19 protein-coding genes are annotated in these 21,445 nt (G+C 56.2%); 14 read left to right on the top strand and 5 right to left on the bottom strand.

Features of this window, described 5'->3' with window-relative positions:
* Nucleotides 1–18: 18 nt before the first annotated feature.
* Nucleotides 19–1,002: a tripartite tricarboxylate transporter substrate-binding protein gene (locus AOB54_08305; GenBank protein WVN41472.1), complete on the top strand. Its 984-nt coding sequence runs from the start codon at nt 19–21 to the stop codon at nt 1,000–1,002.
* Nucleotides 1,003–1,050: 48 nt separating this feature from the next.
* On the opposite strand, the gene AOB54_08300 is transcribed toward AOB54_08305, so the two are convergent.
* From AOB54_08300 to AOB54_08280, 5 genes are all read right to left on the bottom strand, one after another.
* The gene (locus AOB54_08300) at nt 1,051–1,872 is read right to left on the bottom strand and encodes a carotenoid 1,2-hydratase (protein ID WVN41471.1); all 822 of its coding nucleotides are present in this window, start codon (nt 1,870–1,872) and stop codon (nt 1,051–1,053) included.
* Nucleotides 1,873–1,919: 47 nt separating this feature from the next.
* On the bottom strand, nt 1,920–3,536 hold the full coding sequence (gene crtD / locus AOB54_08295; GenBank protein WVN41470.1) for a 1-hydroxycarotenoid 3,4-desaturase CrtD: 1,617 nt from the start codon (nt 3,534–3,536) through the stop codon (nt 1,920–1,922).
* Nucleotides 3,529–4,206, bottom strand: coding sequence for a spheroidene monooxygenase (locus AOB54_08290; GenBank protein ID WVN41469.1), 678 nt, complete (start codon nt 4,204–4,206; stop codon nt 3,529–3,531). The genes crtD and AOB54_08290 overlap by 8 nt, the downstream gene beginning before the upstream one ends.
* An 82-nt stretch (nt 4,207–4,288) precedes the next feature.
* A complete protein-coding gene (ppsR, locus tag AOB54_08285; GenBank protein WVN41468.1) occupies nt 4,289–5,707 on the bottom strand; it encodes a transcriptional regulator PpsR in 1,419 nt (472 codons plus the stop codon).
* Complete coding sequence (locus AOB54_08280; GenBank protein ID WVN42809.1) at nt 5,704–6,648, bottom strand: cobalamin-dependent protein; 945 nt, start codon at nt 6,646–6,648, stop codon at nt 5,704–5,706. Before AOB54_08280 ends, ppsR begins: the two co-directional genes overlap by 4 nt.
* 296 nt (nt 6,649–6,944) lie before the next feature.
* On the opposite strand from AOB54_08280, the gene bchF reads away from it, so the two are divergent.
* From bchF to puhE, 13 genes are read left to right on the top strand one after another with little or no spacing between them, the layout of a single operon-like run.
* Entirely contained in the window at nt 6,945–7,433 is a 489-nt protein-coding gene (gene bchF / locus AOB54_08275; protein ID WVN41467.1) for a 2-vinyl bacteriochlorophyllide hydratase, read from the top strand.
* Nucleotides 7,430–8,734 (top strand): ferredoxin:protochlorophyllide reductase (ATP-dependent) subunit N, encoded by a 1,305-nt coding sequence (locus AOB54_08270; protein ID WVN41466.1) that lies wholly within the window; start codon nt 7,430–7,432, stop codon nt 8,732–8,734. The genes bchF and AOB54_08270 overlap by 4 nt, the downstream gene beginning before the upstream one ends.
* 10 nt (nt 8,735–8,744) lie before the next feature.
* Entirely contained in the window at nt 8,745–10,358 is a 1,614-nt protein-coding gene (gene bchB / locus AOB54_08265; GenBank protein WVN41465.1) for a ferredoxin:protochlorophyllide reductase (ATP-dependent) subunit B, read from the top strand.
* Nucleotides 10,333–14,178 (top strand): magnesium chelatase subunit H, encoded by a 3,846-nt coding sequence (locus tag AOB54_08260; GenBank protein ID WVN41464.1) that lies wholly within the window; start codon nt 10,333–10,335, stop codon nt 14,176–14,178. Before bchB ends, AOB54_08260 begins: the two co-directional genes overlap by 26 nt.
* Nucleotides 14,175–15,086, top strand: a complete 912-nt coding sequence (gene bchL / locus AOB54_08255) for a ferredoxin:protochlorophyllide reductase (ATP-dependent) iron-sulfur ATP-binding protein (protein ID WVN41463.1) — start codon at nt 14,175–14,177, stop codon at nt 15,084–15,086. Before AOB54_08260 ends, bchL begins: the two co-directional genes overlap by 4 nt.
* 39 nt (nt 15,087–15,125) lie before the next feature.
* Nucleotides 15,126–15,839 (top strand): magnesium protoporphyrin IX methyltransferase, encoded by a 714-nt coding sequence (bchM, locus tag AOB54_08250; protein WVN41462.1) that lies wholly within the window; start codon nt 15,126–15,128, stop codon nt 15,837–15,839.
* Complete coding sequence (locus AOB54_08245; protein WVN41461.1) at nt 15,836–17,299, top strand: BCD family MFS transporter; 1,464 nt, start codon at nt 15,836–15,838, stop codon at nt 17,297–17,299. Before bchM ends, AOB54_08245 begins: the two co-directional genes overlap by 4 nt.
* A 23-nt stretch (nt 17,300–17,322) precedes the next feature.
* A complete protein-coding gene (gene puhA / locus AOB54_08240) occupies nt 17,323–18,087 on the top strand; it encodes a photosynthetic reaction center subunit H (protein WVN41460.1) in 765 nt (254 codons plus the stop codon).
* A complete protein-coding gene (gene puhB, locus AOB54_08235) occupies nt 18,084–18,809 on the top strand; it encodes a photosynthetic complex putative assembly protein PuhB (protein WVN41459.1) in 726 nt (241 codons plus the stop codon). Before puhA ends, puhB begins: the two co-directional genes overlap by 4 nt.
* Nucleotides 18,806–19,273 carry a photosynthetic complex assembly protein PuhC gene (gene puhC / locus AOB54_08230; GenBank protein ID WVN41458.1) on the top strand — a complete coding sequence of 156 codons (468 nt, stop codon included), beginning with the start codon at nt 18,806–18,808 and terminating at the stop codon, nt 19,271–19,273. Before puhB ends, puhC begins: the two co-directional genes overlap by 4 nt.
* Nucleotides 19,263–19,604, top strand: a complete 342-nt coding sequence (locus tag AOB54_08225) for a hypothetical protein (protein ID WVN41457.1) — start codon at nt 19,263–19,265, stop codon at nt 19,602–19,604. The genes puhC and AOB54_08225 overlap by 11 nt, the downstream gene beginning before the upstream one ends.
* A gap of 17 nt (nt 19,605–19,621) precedes the next feature.
* Complete coding sequence (gene acsF, locus AOB54_08220; protein WVN42808.1) at nt 19,622–20,680, top strand: magnesium-protoporphyrin IX monomethyl ester (oxidative) cyclase; 1,059 nt, start codon at nt 19,622–19,624, stop codon at nt 20,678–20,680.
* A complete protein-coding gene (gene puhE / locus AOB54_08215; GenBank protein WVN41456.1) occupies nt 20,680–21,444 on the top strand; it encodes a putative photosynthetic complex assembly protein PuhE in 765 nt (254 codons plus the stop codon). The genes acsF and puhE overlap by 1 nt, the downstream gene beginning before the upstream one ends.
* Nucleotide 21,445 lies beyond the last annotated feature (1 nt).

Raw genomic sequence — 21,445 nt, 5'->3', positions numbered from 1 at the left:
AAAAGGAGCGGTCTTCCTATGAAACTAAAGCACTTGGTATCCAGCCTGATGATTGCCAGCACGGCAGTGGTCAGCGCATCGGCATTCGCAGCTTATCCAGAGCGTGAAATCAAAATTGTGGTGCCCTTTACGGCTGGTGGCCCAACTGATGTGGTAGCCCGCACCATGGCCGATGCCATGCGCAAGGCCCTCAATAGCCCTGTCGTGGTTGAAAACCTGGACGGCGCTGGCGGCACCCGTGGCCCCGGCATTGTGGCCAAGGCCAAGCCCGATGGCTACACCCTGCTCGTCCACCACATCGGCATGAGCACGGCGCCCGCTTTATATCGCAAGCTGGCTTACAACCCAATCACAGATTTCGAGCACATTGGCATCATCAATGAAGTGCCCATGACCTTCATTGCACGCAAAGACTTTCCTGCGGCCAACATGAAAGAGTTCGTTCAGTTGGTGAAAAAAGATGCCAACAAGTGGAACATGGCCAACGCTGGTTTGGGTGCTGCTTCCCATCTGTGCGGCATGTTGTTCCAGTCGGCATTAAATGCCAACCTGACCACAGTGGCCTACAAGGGCACTGGCCCTGCCATGACCGACCTGATGGGCGGCCAGGTGGACTTCATGTGTGACCAGACCACCAACACCACACCCCGAATCAAAGCTGGCAGCGTCAAAGGCTATGCGGTTACCACCAAGCAGCGCTTAAAGACCGAGGGCTTGTCCCAGCTGCCAACCGTTGCTGAGTCTGGCCTGCCAAACTTCGAAGTCACGGTGTGGCACGGTCTGTACGCACCTAAGGGCACCCCCAAAGAGGCATTGGACAAACTTAATGCTGCTTTGAACACCGCCCTGAAAGATCCTGAAGTGGCCAAGCGTTTCGAGGGTTTGGGAACTGCTCCGGTTGGTCCTGAGAAGGCAACGCCTGCTTATCACAAGCAGTTGCTGCAGTCGCAGATCGACCTGTGGGGCCCGATCATCAAAAAGGCCGGGGCTTTCGCTGACTAAGCACGACTTGCGTCATGAAAAGCCGCGACTTTGCTCGCGGCTTTTTTATTACCGGACCCGCGGCATCTTAAAGGGCAGCATGAAGCGGGTACTACTGGTATCCAGCCTGGGGATATTCAGTGTTTCATGCATAGAGATTACTCGCTCGCCGCCAATGCTGGAATCAATCACTGAGCGGATGTAAAACGGTGTGTCCTCCAGGGTCTGCAAGACACGTGGGGGGTAACCGCTGTCGCTGCAGATGCTTCGGCCAACCCGCCAAAAGGCTTTGGGTAGCGCCTGCCGTGGTGGTGCTTCGAAAGGCGTGACCGACCGATCGGGATTAAATTTCAATGCCAGCACACGCTCTACGCCTGATTTTTCGCGAATGTCATAGAGCACTGAAACACCGCCGTCTTTCATGTTGGCTCTGGACCAATCCCACTCGGTAAAGGCACCAATGATGGGCTCCTCACCCTCGTTGGAATCGAGATACGCATGGCCTTTCCAGCTAAGCTTTGGCGCATTAAGCGACACCTCGACGCGGCCTGAAGGGGCAATTGGCCCCCAGTGATGGCGGGCCCGTTGATCGAGTGGGGTGATGAAATGAAAAAGCTGATCGGGAAACACGCGGATCTTGCCCGCAATTTTCTGCCCAAGTGGTGCAGAGCGTTCTTTAAGCGTAATTTCCAAGCAGTTGCCATTCCAGCTCAGTTCACTTGGGCCGACCCGAAAGTGTTCACTGTCTCGAGATACATGGCGTTTACTGCGCTCGGTCATTGCCCAGCGGCGCGCCCCACGGCCGTATAACGCCACATTGATGCAGCAATGATTTTCAGGATCGGTCTGCGGATTGCGGGCCAAGGCCCAGTGGTAATAGGGTGAAAACACGCTGCCAACAAAGGCAATGATCGACAGGCCATATTGGCCATCGTCACTTAATGCGTCGACATACCACCAGAGATAACCACCCGGCCGGACGGTCTGATCAAACCGAGGTGCCCCATTAGGGTGGCGGCCGCCAACCGGCCCGACATGGCCGCCATCGGTACGCCCGGCCCCGGGTGCACTGAGCCCCCCGCCAGATACAAGCCCGGAATGCCGCTCTTGGAGGAGTGGCGCGCAAACGAGCTCATCCAGCCGTGAGTCGCATGGCCATAGAGCGCCCCACCGGTTGCGGGAAAGCGCCGATGAAAACTGCTGGGTGTGGTGATCACGGTGTTGTGGGCCTGATGGTCGATCGTTAGACCACAGCGTGCCATCAGTGCAAAGCCGGCTTGGGTACATGCCTCAATCTCCGAAGAATCGAATTCCCGGCGATCTCCTGTCGCCGGTGCATTGATCAACAATAGTAGTCGTTCTGCCCCAAGATCGGCATTCGATTGCGCATCATCTCGACGGTCCTGGGCGCAGACATAGACGGTTGGATGCCGTGGCAGCCGATGGTGTGCAAAGATGTCTTCAAATTCAGAGGCGTAGTTCTGATTGAAAAACAAATTGTGATAGACCAGCGGAAAGCCTTGTATCTTGGCATGAATCGATAGTGTCATTGCCGAGAGCGAGCGTTTTGAAAGGTCATCTTCTGCTGGGCCAAAGGCTTTTTCTGCGATTGACGATGGCTTGTTTTGTGCAGACGTTAAAGCTGCTGTCAGATCGTGTTGCTCCCACAGGCCAACGGAGCCGTTTCGTAGTGCTGCAACATCGCCATTAAAAATCACAGAGTCGGCAGGAATGATTTCACCGCCCGCGAGTTGCACGCCGCAGACACGGCCATCGCGCATGACAATAGTTTGGCAGTCGGCATTGGTTTGCACCCGCACCCCATGCTTTTCGGCGAGTCGTTGCAGGCATCGGGCCAGTGCGGTCATGCCGCCATCAATCACCCAGACTCCTTGCATTTCCACATTCGCAATCAGCATGAGCGTGGCGGGGGCCTGCAGCGGAGATGAGCCGCAATAGGTGGCGTATCGAGAAAAGAGCTGGTGTAGCCGGGGGTCTTTGAAATAACGACCCAGTGATTTCGAAAGTGTCTGAAACAGGCCGATATCCCACAGGACCTTTAAGCCCGATAAGCCCAGGTCGTTGTTCATGGACATCACGCTTGGCCGCTCAGAGCGAATATAGGCGGCCTCAAGCGTTTGATAGGCCTGCTTGGCTTGTTCGCAAAAGGCAAGAAAACGATTGGCTTCGGCATGCCCTGAAAACGCTTCCACGGCTTTTACGGATTGATGCAGATCGGCGTGCAGATCTAGTTGTTCACCTGGCCCCCAGGCGTGCCGGGCAATGATCTGCGCCTGATGAACATTGAGCTCGTCTTCAAGCCGTGTGCCCGCTTTTTCAAAGAGCGCATCAAATATCCAGCGCATGGTAAAGACGGTGGGGCCGCCATCAATGCCCACGCCGTTGGTTTGGACTTGATGAAGTTTGCCGCCAAGGGTGTTGGCCCTGTCGAGCAGGGTGACGTCTAACCCCGCAATAGCCAATTCAAGCGCGCTGGCCAGACCTGCAATGCCACCACCGACCACCACAACACGATGGCCGCTGGCCTTAGGCAAAGCGTTTGCCTTTCCACTGGCCGCTGGTCTGCAGGGGCCTAAATCTCACGAACATGGATTCGGAAAAATGATTACCGCCCAGTGATGCACGAATGGCTTCCATGTGGGCGCCGGTGCGTGCATAGCGATTCATGTGGTCGATACTTTCCCAGATACTGAAGGTGGCCTGTCGGAAGATTGGTGCTTCGCCGAGTCCGACGGCAAGAAGGCAGCCGGTGGCTTGGCCCAATGACTCTTCTGCGGGCGGGGAATTGCTCCAGAACTGCGATGCTTTTGATGGCCGAATCGATGCGCGTGTCAGTGCGGCAATCGGCCCGGTGGTAGGTTCAGTGTCGGTGACATCCATGGATTGGCCAGACCAAGTACCTTTGACCGAGAACGCCGACAGCGTGGCGCAGAAAAACTCATCGGAATGGGCCCGATAGTCTGCGACAACTTTCGAGTGATTTAAAAAATCTTCGGCCTGTGAGCGCTGGTCGAAGATACAGAATAGGCCCTGGCGTGTCGCGCTGGGTTTCAGACCAAAGCCGCCGTTTTGGCCGCTGCCCAGAATTTTTGAAAAACGCAGGCCCGGCACGTTTCGCAAAGGAAAACGGCCAAGGACAAAACGCATGAACCCCCAGAGTCTGCTTCCGGGCTTGATATTCACTAAGACAATGACTGCAATCATCGGCTTAGTGTACTGGAAGGAATTTTGTCAGATGAAGGTCTTGCGGTGCTTTTTAAGACTTCATTGACACGTCTCAAAAAAACTATTTTTTACTGCGGTCGGTGACTTCACCAATCCCATAGCGCCGCAGCTTCACGTAGAGACTCTGGCGGGACAAGCCCAGCATCTCTGCGGCAGAAGCCCGGTTGTCACGGGTGAGCCGGAGTGCCGCTTCGATACAAAGTTTCTCAATCAAGTCAGCGGTTTCGCTCACAATTTCTTGGAGTGGCACGCGGCCCACAAGCTCGACCAACTGGTCAGCGGAGCGTGGCAGTTGATGTAATGATGGGCGCTCCGTGCCAAGGCGCTGGCCCACATCACGAATGCTAAAGCCAAGGCATGGCGTTGGGCTGGATTTCACGGCAACACCGGAAATTTCCACTTGCAGATCGGCACCGTTGACCCCGTGCAGCATGGTGGCAAATAAACGCACCGCACCGCGTTGTTGGATATTGGCAATCAGCACGCTTAAGTCCACATCCGAGCGGCCAAGCCAGTCGCTTAAGTTACGGCCAATCACCTGCTCCACCTTGGTGAGCTGGGCCATCTCAATAAACGCGTGATTGCAGGTTAGGATCTTGCCGCTATTGTCGGTCACCACAAACGCATCGGGGGAGCGCTCTAGCACTTCCATTAACACACTGCGTTTTGTGTTGGCGCCTGCCGTATCGTCATGAAGAATCGATGGCGTGAGCCGCACCAGAAATAGCGTGCCGCTTTCTTGGCGAAAGAGCGATGCTGACACCGTAATGTCCAGGCTGTCTTTCGCATCGGAGATGGTTCTTGCGTCTGCCTCGCCGGTGGAGCGCACGGCCTGCAGTAGGTCTTCGATCACACTGCGGTGGGTTTCGGCGACACACTCGGACAAGGTTTTGCCGAGCATTTTTTTAGTCTGAATGCCGAGAATTTTTGATGCAGCTGGATTAGCCTCAAGGATTCTCTGGCTACTGGTGTCAATGATCAGCACGGCCTCTGCGGCAAGCTCAAACAGCAACCGGTAGCGCGTCTCCATGTGACGCATGCGCAGGTAATCGCGCTCCATGGCCTGGTGGGCCTCGACCAGGCGTTGCTGAAGCGAAGCCATGGTCCGCAGGTCACGACCAAAGGCGATGATGCTGCCGTCTTCACCGGCCCGAATTGCTGCGCAGAGGATTGGAACATCAGCGCCTTGGCGCGATGGGTAGTTGATATGCCGCCAGCGGCTTGGCCGCAGTGCTGCCGCATCTGCAATTAGTTCTTCAACTTTGACGCGGCTCTCGCTTGTGACGACCGAGGCCCAAGGCTTTCCGCGCCAAGTCTCGATGCTATCGAGAGGGAGTTGCTCGTTGCTGACCCGTACTTCGCGAATGTCACCGTTGGGGTCAATGACCAAGGAAAGATCCGCAGCCGCTGCAATGATGCTCAGCGTTGTGCTGATGTCCAGCGCGATGGGCGGATGGTTTCCGTTGGTCGGGGCATTCATGGTGAGACTGACCGCGGCTCCCGCATGGATAGTTTTTGTTGGTGCAGGGCCAAGAGCCGTTCGGCTTCGGCAATCGCGTGTTCCGCATCTCTTGCGGTCGCATCGGCACCAATGCTGGCAGCGTGCTCAGGGTGGTGGATCAGCAGGGGGCCACCCGCAATCACCAGCAGTGCCTTGTTTTTTGAGGCGTTGCGCAAATCGGCAATGAATTCGGCCAGGCCGGCTAACTGTGCCTCGGAACCAACGGAGACCCCAGCGATATCAAACCACTCTTGGCTAATGGCTTCTAGCAGTCGGTTTTTGCCTGCGGCCGGCTCACCCCAGACGGCCCAGCCAGCACGGCGGAAAAACTCGGCCACCATCAGGACGCCCAGCGTGTGTTGCGACCCCGGCACGGGCATGAGCATAATTTTGCGCCGATGGGCATTCCAGAGTTCCGTGTCGGTTCGAAACTCGGGGCTCAGGTCGCACATGACCTGCTGGATTCGCCAGAGCGCAATGGTGATTTGGGTGAAATCGCAACGATCCTGGGTCCACATCTCGTCAAGAAGTCTTGCCGACGGGGTCAGCAGTTCCAAATAAACCCTTTTCAGTGAGACCCCACGATTTCGAATGGATTCGATATAGCTGTGACAGATCGCCGACTCGTTATTCAGAATAATTTCGGTGAAGTCCAAGACTTCAGAGGGCTGGACTGATGCGGCATCGGCAGCCGCACCTAGTTCTTCTTCGTGGTGGGCGGCCATTAATCGCGGAATGATCTCCGCCTCGATGGTTTTAACCAGCCATTCCATGTGTTCCTCCGGATGTTGGCTGGCGGTGGCTTCGGCAAAGCCCCGGGATGTTCCGTCCCCATTTATGGGATTCTGCGCTGCAGACGACACCCCGCAGGAGTCCGTCAACGGTTCGCGCTTTTGACCGATGTGCTTGGGGTCCTGCATGGTAGTCAATAACAAAAAGCCTAGCGGGTGAACCTAGACCCCGATTCGCTCTTTTTGAATGTGAGCACTCATTAATCATAAGCCGCGAAGTCCTTGCGAGTTCCTGGTGCCCGCGACGATCCACCGGAAAACACTTCGTTTTAAGGGGTCGCGCGGAACTTGTCAAAAGGCAAAGCTAGATGTACGCGCTAGTTTACAGTTTGTCAAGGACAATTGATGTCAAATTTAGTTGACAGTTATGGCCCTCAGTTCTAGAGTCGAAGTTGGGACAAAAGCATCTAGTAGGAGCATTCGCGTTGGCTGATCTGAAGCCTCTTTACACACCGGAAGAGCGTATTCGTCGGGACCAGACGCCTTGGACAATTGTTCAGGGGGTACTCGCCCCGATCCAGTTTTTGGTCTTTATTGCCAGCACCATTTTGGTGGTTCGATTTCTTTGGACGGGTCAGGGGGAGTGGATTGCCACGGCCTCAATCGTTTTAAAAACCTGCCTGCTGTATCTCATTATGGTGACGGGCTGTATCTGGGAAAAGGTCGTCTTTGGGAAGTATCTGTTTGCACGCGCCTTTTTCTGGGAAGACGTGTTCAGCATGCTGGTCTTGGCCTTACACACGGCTTATCTGCTGGGTCTGTTTGGCCAATGGTGGTCGGTCAACCAGCTGATGTATCTGGCCCTGGCCGCTTACTTGGCCTATGTGATTAATGCCACCCAATTCATTTTGAAATTACGCGCTGCGCGATTGCAGCAGGCCCAAGACGATTGTTTGCGGGGAGTGGCCGCATGACCAAGACAATCCCACTTCATCCTGTGGTGGCCAGCTTTCCCACAACGGGTGGGTGTGCGGACGCACCGGTGATTCGTGAGCGCGGCCAGCGCGAAGTCTTTTGTGGCCTGACCGGCATCATCTGGTTGCACCGAAAAATTCAAGATGCGTTTTTCTTGGTGGTGGGCTCGCGTACCTGTGCCCACCTGATCCAATCCGCAGCGGGAGTGATGATTTTTGCAGAGCCCCGCTTTGCAACCGCCATCATCGATGATCGTGATCTGGCCGGTCTTGCCGACGCCAATGATGAATTAGATCGCGTGGTGGCCCGTTTATTAGAGCGTCGGCCGGACATCAAGATGCTGTTCTTGGTGGGCTCTTGCCCATCCGAGGTGATCAAGCTTGATCTCTCACGGGCGGCCCAGCGGCTTAGCCGTCAGTTCGCGCCAAAAGTGGCGGTGCTCTCTTATTCAGGCAGCGGTATTGAGACCACCTTTACCCAGGGGGAAGATGCTGCATTGGCGGCACTGGTGCCCACGTTGCAGCAGGCCCCAGTACAGGCGCCACCCGAACTCATGATTGTGGGCACGCTTGCCGATATCGTGGAAGACCAGTTCATGCGCCTTTTTGAAAAGATGGGCGTTGGTCCGGTGGTCTGTCTGCCATCGCGTCGATCCACTGAACTGCCAACGGTTGGCCCCAACACACGTTTCATCTTGGCCCAGCCATTTTTGGGTGACACCGCCCGGGCGTTAGAAGCGCGCGGAGCGCAACGCATTGCCGCGCCGTTTCCCTTGGGTGTCGAGGGCACCACAGCATGGCTATCGGCCATCGCAGCCCAGTGGGGCGTGGATGTGGCGCATTTTGAACAGACCATTGCACCCAGCCGGGATCGTGCGGCTGCGGCGGTTGCGCGGCAGCGTGAACACCTTGCGGGCAAGAGCGTCTTTTTCTTTCCCGATTCGCAGTTGGAAGTGCCCTTGGCCCGTTTTCTGAATCGCGAGCTTGGCATGCAACTCACGGAAGTTGGCTCACCCTATCTTCACAAACAACATCTGGCCGAAGAAATGGCCATGTTGCCCGCGGGCACGGTCATCTCCGAGGGGCAAGATGTCGAAGCCCAGCTCGATCGCTGTCGGGCTGCAGCGCCCGATATTGTGGTCTGTGGGCTTGGTCTGGCCAATCCGCTTGAGCAAGAGGGCATCACGACCAAATGGTCGATTGAACTCGTCTTTAGTCCCATCCAGGGCTATGACCAGGCGCCAGATCTCGCAGAACTTTTCGTGCGGCCATTACGGCGCCGGTCTTTGTTAGCGGCTTAAGGGGGCAGAGATGAAACTTACCCTCTGGACTTACGAAGGACCGCCCCATGTTGGCGCAATGCGCGTGGCCACGGCCATGCGTGATGTCCACTATGTCTTGCATGCGCCGCAGGGCGACACCTACGCTGACTTGCTCTTCACCATGATTGAGCGGCTGCCGCAGCGGCCGCCGGTGACTTACACCACCTTCCAGGCGCGCGATCTGGGCAAAGACACTGCTGAGCTCTTTAAGTCATCGGTCCGTGCCGCTTATGAGCGATTCAAGCCGCAAGCCATGATGGTGGGGTCTTCCTGCACCGCTGAATTGATTCAAGACGATCCCGCTGGCCTGGCACTTGCTTTGAATCTGCCCATTCCTGTGGTGCCACTAGAGCTGCCTTCCTATCAGCGTAAAGAAAACTGGGGCGCATCAGAAACTTTTTATCAGATGGTTCGGGCCATGTGTCATGGCCGCACCCGCACACCAAGAACATCCGGCCGGCCGCGATGTAATCTTTTGGGGCCAACCGCGCTTGGGTTTCGACACCGTGATGATGTGACCGAGATCACCAAGCTGCTTGATCAGATTGGTATTGATGTCGCGGTCGTAGCACCCCTGCATGCCAGCCCTTCTGATTTAACCGAGCTGATTCATGCTGACTTCAACGTGCTGCTCTATCCGGAAACAGGCCAGCAGGTGGCATCGTGGCTGGAGCGGCAGTTTGGTCTGCCGTTCACCAAAACAATTCCAATTGGCAATCGTGCTACCCGTGAATTCATTCAGGAAGTCGCTGGCTTAGCGGGCATTGATGCCACAAGTCTGGCGAATGCTTCGGCACGGGCCGGCTGGTATTCCCGCTCGGTGGACTCGACTTATCTCACCGGCAAGCGGGTCTTTATTTTTGGCGACGCCACCCATGCGGTTGCCGCCGCTCGTGTGGCTGCCCAGGAAATGGGGTTCACCGTGGTGGGCCTTGGCACCTACAGCCGTGAGTTTGCCCGTGAAATTCGTGAAGCCGCCAAGATCTATGGCGTTGAGCCCTTGATCACCGACGATTATTTGGAAGTGGAAGAGCAGGTGGCTGCGCTTCATCCGGAACTTGTGCTGGGAACCCAGATGGAACGCCATATTGCCAAGCGCTTGTCGGTTCCTTGTGCGGTGATTTCCGCTCCGGTTCACGTGCAGGATTTTCCTGCCCGTTACTCACCGCAGATGGGCTTTGAAGGCGCCAACGTGTTGTTTGACACCTGGATTCATCCCCTGATGATGGGCTTGGAAGAGCACCTGATTCACATGTTTCGGGAAGATTTTGAGTTTCATGATGGTGCTGCGCCGTCGCATCTGGGCCATGGTGCCGCAGCCCCGCTCTCGGCAGATGCTGCAAAACAACCTGCGGTGGCGGCAGGGGCCACGGTTCTTGCAGCCGAGCAAGGCACCGCCACCGCCCTTGCGGCGGGGAGTGATGCCGCCGAAGCGATCGTGGTGCCCAACTGGGCACCAGATGCGCAAAAAGAACTCAACAAAATTCCATTTTTTGTGCGGGGCAAAGCCCGCCGTAACACCGAGCGCTATGCCCAAGAGCGTGGCGTTCATTTGATCACTGTTGAAACACTTTACGATGCCAAAGCCCACTTCAGTCGATAAAGGAACCACGTCTGTTCCGCCGATTCGGGTCACGATCGTGACCATGGATACGCATTTGGCCACGGCAACTGCACGTGCCAAAGCAAGATTGACCAAGCAGCTCCCCAACCTGTCGCTCACTATGCATGCCGCATCGGAGTGGAGTAATGATCCGCGTTATTTAGAAGAGTGCATTCAGGATATTGAGCAGGCCGACATTATTGTGGTGACCATGCTCTTTTTGGAAGAGCATTTCTTGCCGATTCTGCCCACGCTTGAGTCGCGTCGCGAGCAGTGTGATGCCATGGTCTGCGCCATGTCGGCATCTGAAGTGGTCCGCTACACCCGGCTTGGTAAGTTTGATATGAGTAAGCCCGCCAGCGGCCTTACGGCACTTTTAAAGCGGCTGCGTGGCAACAAAGACAAGACATCCACCGGTGGCGCTGCGCAGATGAAGATGTTGCGCCGTGTGCCCAAGATGCTGCGATTTATTCCTGGCACGGCACAGGATGTGCGCTCTTATTTCCTGTCGTTGCAATACTGGTTGGGCGGTTCTGAAGAGAACATGCTCAACATGGTGCGTTTTTTGGTGAACAAATATGCGGCCGGCCCACGTGAAGTCTTGCGTGGCAAAGACGATCCGCCATTACCAATTGAGTATCCCGATCTTGGTGTCTATCACCCCCGCATGAAGTCCCGCATGTCAGACGAGGCTTCCGAGTTGCCAACGGTGGTGTCGAATGCCAATGCCAAAGGCCGTGTTGGCCTGTTGTTGTTGCGCTCTTACTTGCTGTCTGGAAACTCAGGCCACTATGACGGCGTGATCGCCGCCCTTGAAGCGCGTGGGCTGCAGGTGGTGCCCGCTTTTGCAGCGGGCCTGGATGCACGTCCCGCCGTGGATAAATTCTTTATTGAAAATGGCCAGCCCACGGTAGACGCGGTGGTGTCGTTATCGGGATTTTCGCTGGTCGGGGGGCCCGCCTATAACGATGCCAAGGCAGCAGAAGAAACACTCGCGAAATTAGATGTGCCCTATATTGCGGCACACCCCGTGGAATTTCAATCGCTGGATCAGTGGGGCGATTCTGAGCGGGGACTGTTGCCGGTTGAAAGCACCATCATGGTGGCGATTCCTGAGCTGGATGGCGCCACATCGCCCATGGTCTTTGGTGGCCGTGCGGGCAACCCTGGCACGACTTGTCAGGGCTGTCACGAGCATTGCGCCTTTACCCAAAGCCACAACGCGCAAGACATGCACACCTGCACAGAGCGAGCTCACATGCTGGCTTCTCGGGTGGCTCGCTTGGTTGAGTTGCGCCGTGCGGCCCGTGCCGAGCGCAAGATTGCCATTGTGATCTTCAACTTCCCGCCCAATGCAGGCAACACGGGCACTGCCGCTTATTTGTCGGTGTTTGAGTCGCTCTATCAGGTGATGAAGGCCATGCAGGCCCGGGGCTATCAGGTTGAATTACCCGAGAGCGTGGATGCATTGCGTGATCAGATCATCATTGGTAACAAAGATCAGTACGGCACAGATGCCAACGTTCACACCCTGATCTCGGCCGACGATCATGTCCGTCGTGAGAAGTGGCTCTCAGAAATTGAAGCCCAATGGGGGCCAGCACCTGGCCGTCATCTCAGCAACGGCAGTTCCATTTTTGTTTTGGGCCGACAGTACGGCAATGTGTTGGTCACGATTCAGCCCAGCATGGGCTACGAAGGCGACCCCATGCGGCTGTTGTTCGAACAGGGCTTTGCGCCGACCCATGCGTTTTCCGCAAACTATCGCTATCTGCGTGAGGACTTCAAGGCCAATGCAGTCTTGCACTTCGGTACCCACGGCGCGCTGGAGTTTATGCCGGGCAAACAGTCGGGCATGTCAGGCGCCTGCTGGCCGGATCGGCTGATTGGCGATCTGCCCAATTTTTATCTGTACGCGTCGAACAACCCTTCCGAGGGCGCGATTGCGAAACGCCGTGCTGGTGCGACCCTGATCAGTTATCTCACGCCGCCGGTGTCGCAGGCGGGGCTTTATCGCGGCCTGATGGACTTGAAATCCTCGATTGACCGTTGGCGTCAGTTGGACCCGGATTCAACAGATCGGGCCGAGACCGCTGTGTTGGTGCAATCGCAGGCAGCAGAGCTGGATTTGGTAGCGGCCGAGCCCCTGTGGTCGATTATGTCGACGGATGGTGCGGAGAGTGAGGCTGAGCGCGAAATCCACAAGCTTTATGAAGCGGTATTGGAACTGGAATACACCCTGATCCCGCATGGCCTGCATGTGGTGGGCATACCGCCCAACGAAGAAGAGCGCATCGACATGCTCACCTCTATGGCGGACGCATCATCGGGCCTGTCGATGTCCCGTGATACCGCTCGTGCGATTGTTGAAGGCGAGTCTGTTTCCGAGGTGATCAAGCGTGTCCAGCGTGATACGCAAGACGGTATCAAGCGCAACGATGAGCGTCAGGCGGCAACAATCGAAGAAGAAAGCCTGACCAGTCTGGTGCAGTCTTTGGTCAATGCCAATGAATTACTGGCCAAAGACACCGAAGTCGACGGTGTCTTGCAGGCCCTTGATGGCCGCTTCATCCGGCCTGCGCCTGGTGGCGATGTGTTGCGCACACCTGAAGTGCTGCCCACTGGCCGAAATCTTCACGGTTTTGATCCCTTCAAAATTCCAAGTGCTTTTGCCGTGCGTGATGGTGCCAAGCAGGCGCAAAAGCTTCTGGATCGTTACATTGCCGATGGCAATCCACTGCCCGAGTCGATTGCGATGGTGCTCTGGGGTACCGACAACTTAAAGACCGAGGGCAGCCCGATTGCACAGGCGCTCTTCTTAATGGGCGCAGAGCCACGTTTTGATAGCTATGGCCGGATTGCGGGTGCCAAGCTCTTGTCATTAGAAGCGCTGGGCCGCCCGCGTATTGACGTAGTGATTACGCTGTCTGGCATCTTCCGTGACCTGATGCCGTTGCAAATTAAATTACTGGCAGAGGCTGCGTTCTTGGCTGCCGAGGCCGACGAGCCCGCCGAGCAGAATTTCATTCGCAAGCATGCCCTGGCCTATATGGCCGAGCATCAGTGCAGCCTGGAAGAGGCATCTCTTCGCGTGTACGGCAATGCCGAGGGCGCCTATGGCTCCAACGTCAACAACCTGGTGGAAAACAGCCGCTGGGATCAGGAAGATGAGCTTGCCGAAACCTATTCGCGCCGCAAAGGCTTTGCTTATGGCCGAAGTGGCCGGCCCATTCAGCAGCCCAAGCTGCTGCAAAGTGTGCTGAAAGACGTGCAGCTCACTTATCAGAATCTAGATTCGGTCGAGCTGGGTGTCACCACGGTGGATAACTACTTTGACACCCTGGGCGGCATTACTGGTGCAGTCAAGCGCGCCAAGGGCGGCAAGACACCACCCGTTTATATCGGGGATCAGACCAAGGGCGAGGGCACGGTTCGCACACTCACCGAGCAGGTGGCCCTTGAGACCCGCACCCGTATGCTGAACCCCAAGTGGTACGAGGGCATGCTCAAGCATGGCTACGAGGGTGTGCGTCAGATTGAAGTCCATATCACCAACACCATGGGTTGGTCGGCCACCACTGGCCAGGTCCAGCCCTGGGTCTATCAGCAACTCACCCAGACCTTCATGCTCGACCCCGAGATGCGTGATCGTCTGGCCAAACTTAATCCAGCGGCCTCTGCCAAAGTGGCCAATCGTCTGCTCGAGGCATCCGAGCGGCAATTCTGGAATCCGGATGCCAAAACATTAGCGGCGCTGCGTCAGGCCGGTGAAGAACTAGAAGATCGCCTTGAAGGCGTCTATGAGGGAGCATCAACATGAACGTGGCAACCGTGCCGTTTTCGGACATCAAACGACCTAGCAGCCGTCCTGACGGCGAGGGCAGTGTCCAAGTCCAACTAGACCCGAACATGAAGATTGGCAATGCCAAGGTCTTTGCCATTTATGGCAAAGGCGGTATTGGCAAGAGCACCACGTCATCGAATCTCTCGGTCGCGTTTTCCAAACTCGGTAAACGGGTGTTGCAGATTGGCTGTGACCCCAAGCATGACTCCACCTTTACGCTCACCAAAAAACTGATGCCGACCGTGATTGACGTGTTGGAGTCGGTCGATTTTCACTCCGAAGAGCTGCGTATCGAAGACTTTGTCTTTAAAGGCTACAACGGCGTGATGTGCGTTGAGGCCGGCGGCCCACCCGCAGGCACAGGCTGCGGCGGTTATGTGGTTGGTCAGACAGTCAAGCTCTTAAAAGAGCACCATCTGCTAGAAGACACCGACGTGGTGATCTTTGATGTGCTGGGTGATGTGGTCTGTGGCGGTTTTGCAGCGCCCCTGCAGCATGCCGATCGCGCACTGATTGTCACGGCCAACGATTTCGATTCCATCTTTGCCATGAACCGAATCGTTCAGGCGATTGGCGCCAAAGCAAAAAATTACAACGTCCGCCTTGGTGGCGTGATTGCCAACCGCAGTGCAGCGACCGACCAGATCGACAAGTTCAATGAGCAGATTGGCCTAAAGACCATGGCCCACTTCCCCGATCTGGATGTGATTCGTCGTAGCCGCTTAAAAAAGTCCACGCTGTTCGAGATGGAAGACTCGCCAGAGTTGAAAAAAGTCCAAGACGAATACATCCGTCTGGCCGAAAAACTCTGGGCGGGTGTCGACCCCTTAAATGCAGAGCCCATGAAAGATCGCGATATTTTTGATTTGCTTGGGTTTGATTAATTAAGCGCATTGATCAGAGTGAGTAAACCGAACCAGACCATGAACCAGACGCATTCAGGCACTTACATCAAGCAGCGCGAGCGAATCGAGCATTACTTCGATCGCACTGCTGCTGAGACCTGGGCCCGTCTCACATCGACCGCCCCGGTGAGTGGCGTGCGGGCCACCGTGCGTGCTGGCCGTGATCGTATGCGGGCCACGCTCTTGTCATGGATGCCCCAAGATCTAAGGGGGCTGCGTGTATTGGATGCGGGCTGCGGCACGGGTGCCTTGTCGGTCGAGGCCGCCCGCCGTGGGGCCCATGTGGTGGCGATCGATTTGTCGCCCACGCTGGTGAACTTGGCCCGTGAGCGGGCCCCTGCAGATCTTGGCGAAGGCGCCATTGAATTTTTGTCGGGCGATATGTTTGACCCAGCGCTCGGCGAGTTCGATTACGTGGTGGGCATGGATTCGCTGATTCACTATCACCCGAAAGATGTCGTGCGGGTGCTGTCGGGTTTTGCAGCCCGCACGCGCCGAGCCGTGATCTTTACCTTTCCGCCCAAAAACATGGCCCTGGCGACCATGATCACGGTGGGCAAATTATTTCCGCGCAAAGACCGGGCGCCGTTTATTCAGCCGGTGGCCTACACGAAGTTACGTCGATTGGTTGAATCAGAGTCGGCCTTGCGCGAATTTCAGGTGGGCCGAACTGAGAAGATCTCAAGCGGCTTTTATACCTCTCAGGCAATGGAACTGGTGAGGTCAGCATGAGCAAGGCCAAACAACTTCGTTCCTGGCGCAAGTGGACTCGTGTGAGTCCAAAGCTCTTGCCCTTTGCCGATGTCGCCACCAAAGAGCTGCCGCTGCGGCGCCTGTTTCAGTTGTCGCTCTTTCAGGTGTCGGTCGGCATGGCCACTGCGTTGCTGATTGGCACACTGAATCGCGTCATGATTGTCGAGCTTGGCGTGGGTGCCTGGCTGGTGTCTTTGATGGTGGCACTGCCTTTATTGTTTGCGCCGTTTCGTGCTTTGGTCGGATTTAAATCCGACACCCATCGTTCTGTTTTGGGTTGGCGCCGTGTGCCCTATATCTGGCTGGGCACACTGTTTCAGTTCAGCGGCCTATCGATCATGCCGTTTGCCTTGATCTTGCTCTCTGGCGATAGCAATTGGCCGGCCTGGGTAGCCCATGTGGCCACGGCCTTGGCATTTTTACTGGTGGGCATTGGCCTGCAGACCACTCAGACAGCGGGCCTGGCGCTCGCTACAGACATTGCACCCGCAGACTCTCGCCCCCGCGTGGTGGCCATGATGTACGCCATGCTGTTGGTGGGCATGGTGGTCAGCGGCCTGGTCTTTGGCTGGCTGCTTGAGGAATTCACCCAACTCAAGCTGATTAAAGTCATTCAGGGCGCGGCCGGAATGAGTGCTGTGTTAAATGTCGTGGCGCTTTGGAAACAAGAGGCCCGCAACCCCCATCGCACATCCGCAAAGATTGCACGGCCAACATTTGGCGAGACCTGGCGCGCCTTTTCCAAGCAGCCCAACACCATGCGGTTCTTGGTGGCGCTGGGCCTGGGGACAGCAGCGTTTGGCATGCAGGACATCATTCTTGAGCCCTATGGCGGTGAGATTCTTGGCCTGTCGGTATCGGCCACCACCATGCTCACGGCCATGATGGCTGCAGGCGCCTTGTTGGCGTTTAGCCTGTCGGCCCGTTGGTTAAGTCGTGGTGCCGATCCCTATCGCATCTCTGCCCTTGGGGCGGTGGTGGGTCTGGTCGCATTTTCGTGCGTGATTTTTTCTGAGCCACTGGGCGAGCCGAATTTATTCCGATTCGGTGCGACCCTGATTGGTTTTGGTAGCGGGCTTTTTTCAGTGGGCACGCTGACTGCGGCAATGGAGATTGCCGCCCATGATGCAGACGATCACTTTGGCACCAGCGGATTAATTCTTGGGGCCTGGGGCGCGGTGAATGCCACGGCGGTGGGTGTCTCCATGGCCTTGGGTGGTGCGATTCGAGATCTGGTCTCCACACTCGCAGTCCATGGCGAGATCGGCAGCACGTTGGCCAACCCGGCCACCGGCTACAGCTTTGTGTATCACCTTGAGATTTATATGTTGTTGGCAACCCTGGTGGCGATTGGTCCACTGGTGCGCATTTCAAGACGCGCATCAAAAGATTCAACAAAACCGGTTTCGAAGTTTGGTTTAGCTGAATTCCCCGGCTAACCAATCATTTAAGGAGAGTAACCATGGGAACAGGTGCAATTACCGGATATGTAGACGCAGCGCAGCTGGTGCTCTACGTATTCTGGATTTTCTTTTTTGGTCTGGTGTATTACCTAGTGCAAGAAGGCAAGCGCGAGGGCTATCCACTGGAGAGTGATCGCAAAGATTACAAAGACATCCAGGGCTGGCCTCCGATCCCCCGTCCCAAGACCTATAAGCTTGCCGACGGCACCGAGATGGTCGCGCCACACAGTCGCGATAAAGACGCGCCGCCATTGGCAGCACGTCGTTTCGGTAACTACCCCGGCTCGCCGATCGAACCAACCGGCAACCCTATGCTCGATGGCATAGGCCCCGGCGCGTGGACTGCCCGTGCGGATCATCCCGATCACACCCACGACGGCGGCCTGCGTATTCTGCCGCTGCGGAATTCGCCGGATCACAGCGTTTCGGTCAATGACATTGATCCGCGCGGCCTAGATGTGTTGGGCGCCGATAACGAAGTGGGCGGCAAGATTGTCGATCTCTGGGTTGACCAGTCTGAAATGCTCTTCCGTTACTTTGAGGTCGAAGTGCCGGGCGGCAAGCGCGTTCTGTTGCCGGTGCCATTTGCCCGTGTGTATCGCTACGGCGTACGTGTGCCAGCCATCACTGGCCGGCAGTTTGCGGATGTGCCCACGACCAAGCATCCCGATCAGGTCACGCTTCTAGAGGAAGACAAGATCGCCGGCTATTACGGTGGCGGTCGTTTGTATGCCACGCCTGATCGCCAGGAACCGCTGATATGAAACCCGCTGTCAGTCACACCCACGGCCACGATCACGAGCATGAGATCGAGCCGCAATACGGACTGCCAGAGGAGCTTCCGCCAACCGAGCGGATTCTTTGGCAGGGGGCACCAGATTGGAAGGCTATGGCCCGCCATGCCCTTCATCTTCGAAAGCTGGTGGTCTATTTTGCGGTGATCATCGCGATTCGTGTGTTTGTGGTGCTGACTGACGGGCTGGGCCTGCAGACGGCCTTGGTGTCTGCCCTGTGGCTGACCATTTTGGCGTCTTCCGCCATGGGCGTTCTGGCCATGATCGCGTATTTTTCAGCCAAGACCACCGTCTATACGATCACCAATCGTCGTCTGATCATGCGGGTCGGCATTGTATTAACGGTCACGTTTAATCTGCCATTTAAGCGAATCACGGCAGCCAACTTTCGGCCACTGTCCCGGGGCACGGGAGACATTCCAGTGGAACTCATGGGCAACGACAAGATTGGCTATGTACAGCTCTGGCCACATGTGCGCCCATGGCGTTATGCCAAGCCAGAGCCCATGCTGCGCTGTGTGCCCAATGCCCAGCAGGTTGCCAAGATTCTCACGCAGGCATGGTCTGAGCACATGGGAGCTGCGACCACTTCGGCAACATCGGCACCAGCAGAGCCCCAGCGCTTGGCTGCTCACTCTGCCGATCGCGATGCCCACAAAACCACGGCATCGGGCCGCATGAGTGCCGCATGAGTCAACTGGTGGCCGCTTCCTCAAACCGCTGGCCTATCTTGGCGGTGGGCGTGGTGTTGCTGGCCATCATTGGTTTTGCCGCAACAACGCGTTTTTCGGGGGAGTCCATTCGGGTGCCCGATGCACAGACACTGGTGATGCGGGAATTGGTCTTTCAAGATCAGCCCGACGGCAGTGTTGCGGTGAAAGACGCCAAAACCGGCCAAAAAATTGATGCCATCACAGGCGAGGCCGGCTTTGCCCGGGGCACGCTGCGTGGCTTTGCACGAGACCGTCGGGCACGCGGCATTGGGCCAGAGGCACCACTGCAATTGATGGGCCGTGCCGATGGCCGGCTGACATTGTTCGACCCAGAGACAGGGCGAATTGTCGACCTGGAATCTTTTGGCCCAACCAATGCCGCAATCTTTGCACGCATGCTTCGGCCAGGCAGTGCTGAAACGGGGGGCCGTCATGCAAACTAAAACACCGTGCACAGTCGAGATCGCCCACACCTCTTACGATTTTTATGCCCATGTCGAGCTTCAAGACAACGACATTGGGCCCGGCGATCAGGTCTTGGTTCACGACGCACCCACGTCCATCGACTATGGGCAGCACATCAAGGTGGACCGTCAGGCCACAATCTCCAAAGCCAGCTGGTTTTCACGGTTCTGGACAAAATTTATCGCACGTTTTGAACTCACCACACTCTACGAAGTGAGTTTTTCAACCACAAGATTTTCAAAGTCGCGGCGCTATCCGCGGCCGAAACATCCCGGCAATGCTGCCGGTCAATCAGGGGGAGCATCATGAACACCATTGCACAAGACATGCCACGTGGCATTGATACCAACGAGGCGACCGAACGTGCGCTTGAGAGCACGATGCTCAACCCGCGTTTTTACACCACGGATTTTGATGCGATTGATCGCATCAGCGTGGAACATATTCGCCCGCAGTGGGATGCGCTCATGGCGGAATTTGCTTCCGATAAAAACCGCGATCACTTCCAGCGGCCGGCAGAGACCATGAACCAGGATTACTCTCACCTGCCGGATGGCCTGTATCAGGAGTTTGTCGATTTTCTGATCAGCTCGGTCACCTCTGAATTTTCGGGCTGCGTGTTGTATGCCGAGATTAAACGGCGTATTAAAAATGAAGACATGCGTGATCTGTTTGGCTACATGGCCCGCGATGAGAGCCGCCACGCCGGCTTTATCAATCAGTGGTTAAAAGACTTTGGCATTGGTGTGGATCTGGGCTTTCTGGCCAAGGCCAAGAAGTACACTTACTTTCGGCCAAAATTTATTTATTACGCCACCTATTTATCTGAAAAGATTGGCTACGCGCGATACATCACCATCTATCGTCAGCTTGAGCAGCACCCCGAGCTCAAGTTCCACCCCATCTTTGGCTGGTTCAAAGAATGGTGCAATGACGAGTTTCGCCACGGCGAGGCCTTTGCCATTTTGATGCGCTCCGACCCCAAGCTTTTAAAAGGGGTAAATCTTTTGTGGATTCGTTTCTTCCAGCTCGCGGTCTACGCCACCATGTTTGTTCGTGACCATGCCCGGCCAGAGTTTCATCGGGCCGTGGGCATCCATCCAACCGATTACGATTTCAAAGTTTTCCGCACCACCACCGAGATCTCCAAGCAGGTCTTTCCGGTCACGTTGAATCTTGATGATCCGCGCCTGCTGGCAGGTTTTCAAAAGCTCTGTGATATCGCCGAGCGTGTGGCCCAGGCCCGCGAGCAGGGCGGTGTGATGGGGGCATTGAAGCGGGTGGCTCTCGGCCTAAACGCGGCCTTGGTATTTGGCCGTTTGTACATTCTTCCTGCGAACTATCAAGCGCTTCCCAAAGAAGTCCGTCTCGCCCCGACATGGTAGTGGCAGTGATCACCGCAGCGCTCTATACGGTTTTTGTATGGTGGTTTAGCACCGGCGTCATTCTTTATCTGAATGGGCTGCCGCGTCACACGTTTAAGTGGACCATGGGCGGCGCAACGGTGGTCTTGGCTGCAGCGCTTTACGCCCTGCAGTTCACCAGTCAGGTGACCGAGGTCTGGGCGGCCTACTGTGCCTTTACCTGCGCCGTCTTGGTCTGGGCCTGGCAAGAGATTGGGTTTTTGCTGGGCTATGTCACAGGCACTCGGAAAACCGACTGCCCTGCAGACGCGCGTGGTTGGAAAAAGTTTGGGTTTGCCGCCGAAGCTGTTCTGCATCATGAGTTGGCCCTGGTCGGACTGGGTGCGGCGGTATGGTGGATGACCAAAGACGGCCCCAATCAAATCGGATTTTGGACCTACTTGGTGCTTTGGGTCATGCGTCAGAGCGCCAAGCTCAACGTCTATCTTGGGGTCAGAAATCTGAACGAGGATTTCCTGCCCCAGCACTTGAAGTATTTGCAGACGTATTTCACCCGCAAGCCGATGAATCTGTTTCTTCCGATCTCGGTGGCGGCAGCCCTGCTGGTGGCCGTGCCCATGTGGCAGGCAGTTGGGGCCGCCACCCTTGGAAGTTTCGAGGCGGCTGGACTAACATTGGTGGCCACGCTCTTCTCGCTGGCCATTTTGGAACATTTCTTTTTGGTGATTCCACTGCCCTTTGAGGCCCTGTGGAAGTGGGGATTGCGTTCGCGGGTTGCCCAATAGT

Origin of the sequence: beta proteobacterium MWH-UniP1, assembly GCA_036362785.1 — a bacterium.
Classification (GTDB): Bacteria; Pseudomonadota; Gammaproteobacteria; order Burkholderiales; family Burkholderiaceae_A; genus Lacustribacter.
The sequence above is the reverse complement of the archived record's forward strand: the minus strand, read 5'-3'. Positions and strand labels throughout refer to the sequence as shown.

Excerpts from the sequence above, each read along its gene's own strand:
- AOB54_08305 (WVN41472.1), top strand. The coding sequence starts at position 19 with ATGAAACTAAAGCACTTGGTATCCAGCCTGATGATTGCCAGCACGGCA.
- AOB54_08290 (WVN41469.1), bottom strand. The coding sequence starts at position 4,206 with ATGATTGCAGTCATTGTCTTAGTGAATATCAAGCCCGGAAGCAGACTC.
- ppsR (WVN41468.1), bottom strand. The coding sequence starts at position 5,707 with ATGAATGCCCCGACCAACGGAAACCATCCGCCCATCGCGCTGGACATC.
- AOB54_08280 (WVN42809.1), bottom strand. The coding sequence starts at position 6,648 with ATGCAGGACCCCAAGCACATCGGTCAAAAGCGCGAACCGTTGACGGAC.
- AOB54_08270 (WVN41466.1), top strand. The coding sequence starts at position 7,430 with ATGACCAAGACAATCCCACTTCATCCTGTGGTGGCCAGCTTTCCCACA.
- bchB (WVN41465.1), top strand. The coding sequence starts at position 8,745 with ATGAAACTTACCCTCTGGACTTACGAAGGACCGCCCCATGTTGGCGCA.
- AOB54_08260 (WVN41464.1), top strand. The coding sequence starts at position 10,333 with ATGCCAAAGCCCACTTCAGTCGATAAAGGAACCACGTCTGTTCCGCCG.
- bchL (WVN41463.1), top strand. The coding sequence starts at position 14,175 with ATGAACGTGGCAACCGTGCCGTTTTCGGACATCAAACGACCTAGCAGC.
- bchM (WVN41462.1), top strand. The coding sequence starts at position 15,126 with ATGAACCAGACGCATTCAGGCACTTACATCAAGCAGCGCGAGCGAATC.
- AOB54_08245 (WVN41461.1), top strand. The coding sequence starts at position 15,836 with ATGAGCAAGGCCAAACAACTTCGTTCCTGGCGCAAGTGGACTCGTGTG.
- puhA (WVN41460.1), top strand. The coding sequence starts at position 17,323 with ATGGGAACAGGTGCAATTACCGGATATGTAGACGCAGCGCAGCTGGTG.
- puhB (WVN41459.1), top strand. The coding sequence starts at position 18,084 with ATGAAACCCGCTGTCAGTCACACCCACGGCCACGATCACGAGCATGAG.
- puhC (WVN41458.1), top strand. The coding sequence starts at position 18,806 with ATGAGTCAACTGGTGGCCGCTTCCTCAAACCGCTGGCCTATCTTGGCG.
- AOB54_08225 (WVN41457.1), top strand. The coding sequence starts at position 19,263 with ATGCAAACTAAAACACCGTGCACAGTCGAGATCGCCCACACCTCTTAC.
- acsF (WVN42808.1), top strand. The coding sequence starts at position 19,622 with ATGCCACGTGGCATTGATACCAACGAGGCGACCGAACGTGCGCTTGAG.